We start from the raw sequence: 4,798 nt of genomic DNA, 5'->3' as shown, positions 1-4,798 counted from the left end.
GGCCCCACCACCACCACGATGTCGCCCTCCGCCGGCAGCTCCACGCCGGACAGCGGCTCGGCCGCCTCCTCGTGCAGCACCAGCCCCAGCGCCGCCTCCGACAACAGTCGTTCGACGCGTGAGGTGGAGGCGGGGTCGGCGACCTCGGGCAGATGGAACCTACGGGCCTGCTTGCCCGCCTCACGAGCCGTGGACCGCCAGCGCCCCAGCGCCTTGGAGACCCTGTCGCCCTTCCACTGCGTGATGCTCCGCGCGGCCGACCACGGCACGATCACGTCGACGCCCGCCTCGGTCATCATCTCGACCGCCAGCTCGCCCCTGTCGCCCTTCGGCAGCCCCTGGACGACGACCAGCCGCCTGCGCGGCGGCTCGACGGTGTGCCGGCCGATCACGGCGAGCCTCAGCGCGTCCTTCAGCACCTCGCGCACGACGCACTCGGCGACGGAGCCGGCGCCGTCGGTCAGGTCGACCCGCTCGCCGGCCCGCAGGCGCCTGACGGAGGCCGCGTGGCGGCCCTCGGGGCCGTCGAGCGTCAGCTCCGTTCCGTCCAGCTCCCGCGACAGGAACACGGGGACGGTCACGTCACCTGCCGTTGAAGGCGTCGCGCAGGCGGGAGAAGAAGCTCTGCTGCCCCGGGGCGAACTTGCCGGGAGGCCGCTCCTCGCCGCGCTGCTTGGACAGCTCACGCAGCAGTTCCTCCTGCGCCGCGTCGAGCCGGGTCGGAGTCTCGACGTTGACGTGGATCAGCAGGTCGCCCCTGCCGGACTCGTTGAGGCGCTGCACGCCGCGGCCGTACATCGTGATGACCTGGCCCGACTGGGTGCCAGGGCGGACGTCGATCTCCTCGGCGCCGTCGAGCGTCTCCACCGTCAGCACCGTGCCCAGCGCCGCGGCCGTCATGGGGATCTGCACGGTGCAGTGGAGGTCGTCGCCGCGCCGCTCGAAGATGTCGTGGGGCCGCTCGACGATCTCGAGGAACAGGTCTCCGGGCGGGCCGCCACCGGGGCCGACCTCGCCCTCGCCGGCGAGCTGGATGTGGGTGCCGTCCTCGACGCCCGCGGGGATGCGGACCTTGATCGTCCGCCGGGTGCGCACCCGGCCGTCGCCCGAGCACTCCTGGCAGGGGTTGCGGATGATGGTGCCGAACCCACCGCACTGCGGGCACGGTCGCGAGGTCATGACCTGGCCCAGGAACGAGCGGGTGACCTGGGAGATCTCGCCACGCCCGTTGCACATGTCGCACGTGTCGGGGTGCGTGCCGGCCGCCGCGCCGGCGCCCTGGCAGACCTCGCAGATCACGGCCGTGTCGACGACCAGCTCGCGGGTGGTGCCGAACGCGCTCTCACGCAGGTCGAGATCGACCCTGATGGTGGCGTTGCGGCCCCTGCGGGCGCGCGAGCGGGGGCCTCTGGCGCCGGCCGCGGTGCCGAAGAAGGCGTCCATGATGTCGCTGAAGGGGAAGCCCGCGCCGAAGCCTCCGGCTCCGGCGCCCGCACCCGCTCCGGCGCCGCCGAACGGGTCGCCGCCCATGTCGTACATCTGGCGCTTGTTCGGGTCGGACAGCACCTCGTAGGCCTGCGTGATCTCCTTGAACCGCTCCTGAGTCTCAGGATCCGGGTTCATGTCGGGATGCAGCTCGCGGGCGAGCCGGCGGTAGGCCTTCTTGATTTCGTCCTGACTGGCGTCAGGGCGCACCCCGAGGGTGGCGTAGTAGTCGCTGTTTGCCACTTATTGACCTCTTATGATGCAGCCAGGATCTGGCTGACGTAGCGTGCCACCGCGCGCACGGCGCCCATCGTCACTGGATAGTCCATCCTCGTGGGTCCCAGCACCCCGAGCCGGGCCAGTTGGTTGTCGCCAGAACCGTATCCGGTCGCGACGACGGATGTGCCACGCAGGTAGGGGTTTTCCGAGCCGATGCGCACAGTGAGCGCGGCGGGGGTGTCGGAGGTGGTTTCGCCGAGCAGCCGCATGAGCACCACCTGCTCTTCCAGCGCCTCCAGCACGTCGCGGAGGCCGGTGGAGAAGTCGGCGCCTGCGAGGTTGGCCGCCCCGGCGAACACGATCTTCTCGTCGTGCCGCTCCACGAGGGTCTCGAGCAACACCGACAGGATCGTCGCCACGGCAGGCCGGTCTTCGCCGGGCAACCGCTCCGGCAGGTCGGCCACCAGGTCGGGCACGCTGCTCAGGCCGCAGCCGTCGAGGCAGGAGTTGAGCACGGCGCGCAGATTCGCGATGCGCGCCTCCGCGACCACCTCGGGCAGCTCGATCACGCGCTGCTCGACGCGGCCGGTGTTGGTGATCAGCACGAGCATGACCCGCCGGTCGTTCAGCGGGACGAGCTCGACGTGCCGCACCGTCGAACGGGTCAGCGTCGGGTATTGCACCACCGCCACCTGCCTGGTCAGCTGCGCCAGCAGGCGAACCGTGCGGGTCACCACGTCGTCGAGGTCGACCGCGCCGGCCAGGAACGTCTCAATCGCCCGGCGCTCGGCGGCCGAGAGCGGCTTGACCTGCGAGAGCCGGTCGACGAACAGGCGGTAGCCCTTGTCCGTCGGCACCCGGCCCGCGCTGGTGTGCGGCTGAGTGATGTATCCCTCCTCCTCCAGCGCCGCCATGTCGTTCCTGACCGTCGCGGGGGAGACCTTCAGATGGTGGCGGTCGGCCAGCGCCTTGGAGCCCACCGGCTCGTTGGTTGACACGTAGTCTTCGACAATGGCGCGGAGCACCGCCAGCTTCCGTTCGTCAAGCACGCGCTCACCTCCTGCCCTCTTGTCATGGGGAAAACAAAGGCTCTAGCACTCTGTGTTCCCGAGTGCCAAGTGTACGGCTCTCGCCCACAAGGTGCGATAACACCGTGTCGCATCCTGCTTCTGGCTTCCAGGAAGGGACAGGCCTCACACTTGCGCACATGACCGACGATTCCCAGCCCCCGTCGTCCACTCCGCCGCCAGGGCAGGATCCCGACCAAGGTCAGCCCGAACCTCCGCAGGACGGCCCGCAACCGGTGCCCGGCGACACCCCTCAACCGGACTCGCGGCCCGGCCACACCCCTCAACCGGGCTCCCACCCCGGTTACGGGCCCCAGCCAGGCTCACAACCCGGCTACGGGCCTCAAACCGATCCACAGCCCGGTTACGGGTCGCCGCCGCAGTTCGGGCATCCGTCGCCTGCGTACGATCAGCACCCGGGCTTCGGCCAACCCTCACCGTACGGGCAACCGCCGCCCGGTCCGTACGGACAGCCGCCGCACCACGGCCCGCCCGGTCCGTACGGACAACACCCCCAGTACGGGCCTCATGGCGGGCAGCCGCAGTCCCCGCCCCGCATCGACCCGAAGGCCGTGACGCCTCCCCTGTGGTGGCTGGGGGTCGTCTGGGGCGTGGCGGCCGTGTGCCTGATCGCCGCCGCCGTCCTGTTAGCCGGCGTCGGGGCCGGCGCGTCCGGCCTGGCCCCGGTCAAGACGTTCGCGTCGGGCGAAAGCGTCACGGTGCCGATCGACCCCGCCGACAGGCCCGCCGTCTACATCGCCAGCGACACGGCCGTCAATTACGCGTGCGAGATCTCCGGCGGCCCTGGACCGGCCAGGCTGGCCAGGACCGCGGACGCCCCGGAGGTCACGGAGGGCGAGACGGTCTGGCAGCAGTTCCTCGTCATCAACGCCTCCGTCAAGGGCGACTACCGGCTCACGTGCGTCGATCAGGAACAGGCCCCCGTACGGTACGGCGTCGGCAGGGACGCGGCCTCCGTCGGCGGGGGGACGGGCACCTCGTTGCTGATAGGGGGCGCCGGGCTGCTCGCCGGCTTCATCGGCACGGTCGTCGTCCTGGCAGGCAGGGCGGCGTCGCGCAAGCGCCTTGCGGTCGGCGGGTGATTTGCTACCGTCCCCGTGTGTACGAGGGCGATGTACTGGCGGGGAATTGGCGTCGGCCGGGCAAGGGCAAGATTCCGAAAGTGCCCGCCGAGCTGGAGCTCGTCGTGGAAGACGCCGACAGCGGCTTCTGCGGCGCGGTGGTGGCCTGTGACAAGGAGGCCGTCACGCTGGAGGACCGGTTCGGCAAGCGCCGGCTGTTCCCGCTCGCGCCCGCCGCGTTCCTGCTGGAGGGCAAGCCCGTGACACTCGTACGCCCTGCGGCGGCCCCCTCGGCTCCCACGCGCAGCGCGTCGGGCTCGATCGCCGTCCAGGGGCTGCGGGCCAGGGTGGCCAGGGAGAGCCGGATCTATGTGGAGGGCGTGCACGACGCCGCCCTCGTGGAGAAGATTTGGGGCCACGACCTGCGGGTCGAGGGGGTGGTGGTCGAATATCTGGAGGGCGTCGACCATCTTCCCGCCATCGTGGAGGAGTTCGGCCCCGAGCCGGGCCGCCGTCTCGGGGTGCTGGTCGACCATCTCGTGCCGGGCTCGAAGGAGAGCCGGATCGCCACCGAGATCACCTCGCCGGACGTACTCGTCGTGGGGCACCCGTACGTCGACATCTGGCAGGCGGTCAAACCGTCCGTGCTGCGGATTCCCGGCTGGCCCGACGTGCCGCGCGGAGTGCCGTGGAAGGAAGGCGTGATCGCGGCCCTGGGCTGGCGCTTGGAGCCCGCCCAGGCATGGCGGCGCATCCTCGGCGCCGTATCCACCTACACCGACCTGGAGCCGGAGCTGCTCGGCCGGGTCGAAGAACTGATCGACTTCGTTACGGAGACACCGTGAGCCAGGATCCCCACCCGCCGCCCGACGACGAACGCACCCGTAAGGTGTCCGCGTCGGACCTCCAGCCGGACCACGGCTCCAGCCCTCAGTCCCCTGCCCC

At 70.8% G+C, this 4,798-nt stretch carries 5 protein-coding genes; 2 read left to right on the top strand and 3 right to left on the bottom strand.

The annotated features are described in order from the left end of the window. The 3 genes from E1267_RS42595 to hrcA form a co-directional block, all read right to left on the bottom strand. Nucleotides 1-581, bottom strand: a 581-nt coding sequence (locus E1267_RS42595) for a 16S rRNA (uracil(1498)-N(3))-methyltransferase (protein ID WP_132341836.1), incomplete at its 3' end; no start/stop codon positions are given. A 1-nt stretch (nt 582) separates the two neighbouring features. Continuing rightward, nucleotides 583-1,728 carry a molecular chaperone DnaJ gene (dnaJ, locus tag E1267_RS42590; RefSeq protein WP_132341834.1) on the bottom strand — a complete coding sequence of 382 codons (1,146 nt, stop codon included), beginning with the start codon at nt 1,726-1,728 and terminating at the stop codon, nt 583-585. A gap of 11 nt (nt 1,729-1,739) precedes the next feature. Next, nucleotides 1,740-2,753 (bottom strand): heat-inducible transcriptional repressor HrcA, encoded by a 1,014-nt coding sequence (gene hrcA, locus E1267_RS42585; RefSeq protein WP_132341832.1) that lies wholly within the window; start codon nt 2,751-2,753, stop codon nt 1,740-1,742. A gap of 590 nt (nt 2,754-3,343) precedes the next feature. Between hrcA and E1267_RS42580 the strand changes: the two genes are divergently transcribed. Together E1267_RS42580 and E1267_RS42575 are read left to right on the top strand one after the other, a co-directional pair. After that, nucleotides 3,344-3,874: a hypothetical protein gene (locus E1267_RS42580; protein WP_246064706.1), complete on the top strand. Its 531-nt coding sequence runs from the start codon at nt 3,344-3,346 to the stop codon at nt 3,872-3,874. A 17-nt stretch (nt 3,875-3,891) separates the two neighbouring features. Next, a complete protein-coding gene (locus tag E1267_RS42575) occupies nt 3,892-4,698 on the top strand; it encodes a DUF3097 domain-containing protein (protein ID WP_132341830.1) in 807 nt (268 codons plus the stop codon). Nucleotides 4,699-4,798 lie beyond the last annotated feature (100 nt).

It is taken from the genome of Nonomuraea longispora, from assembly GCF_004348345.1.
In the GTDB taxonomy this organism is placed as follows: Bacteria; Actinomycetota; Actinomycetes; order Streptosporangiales; family Streptosporangiaceae; genus Nonomuraea; species Nonomuraea longispora.
This window is presented reverse-complemented; position numbering and strand designations above follow the sequence as displayed.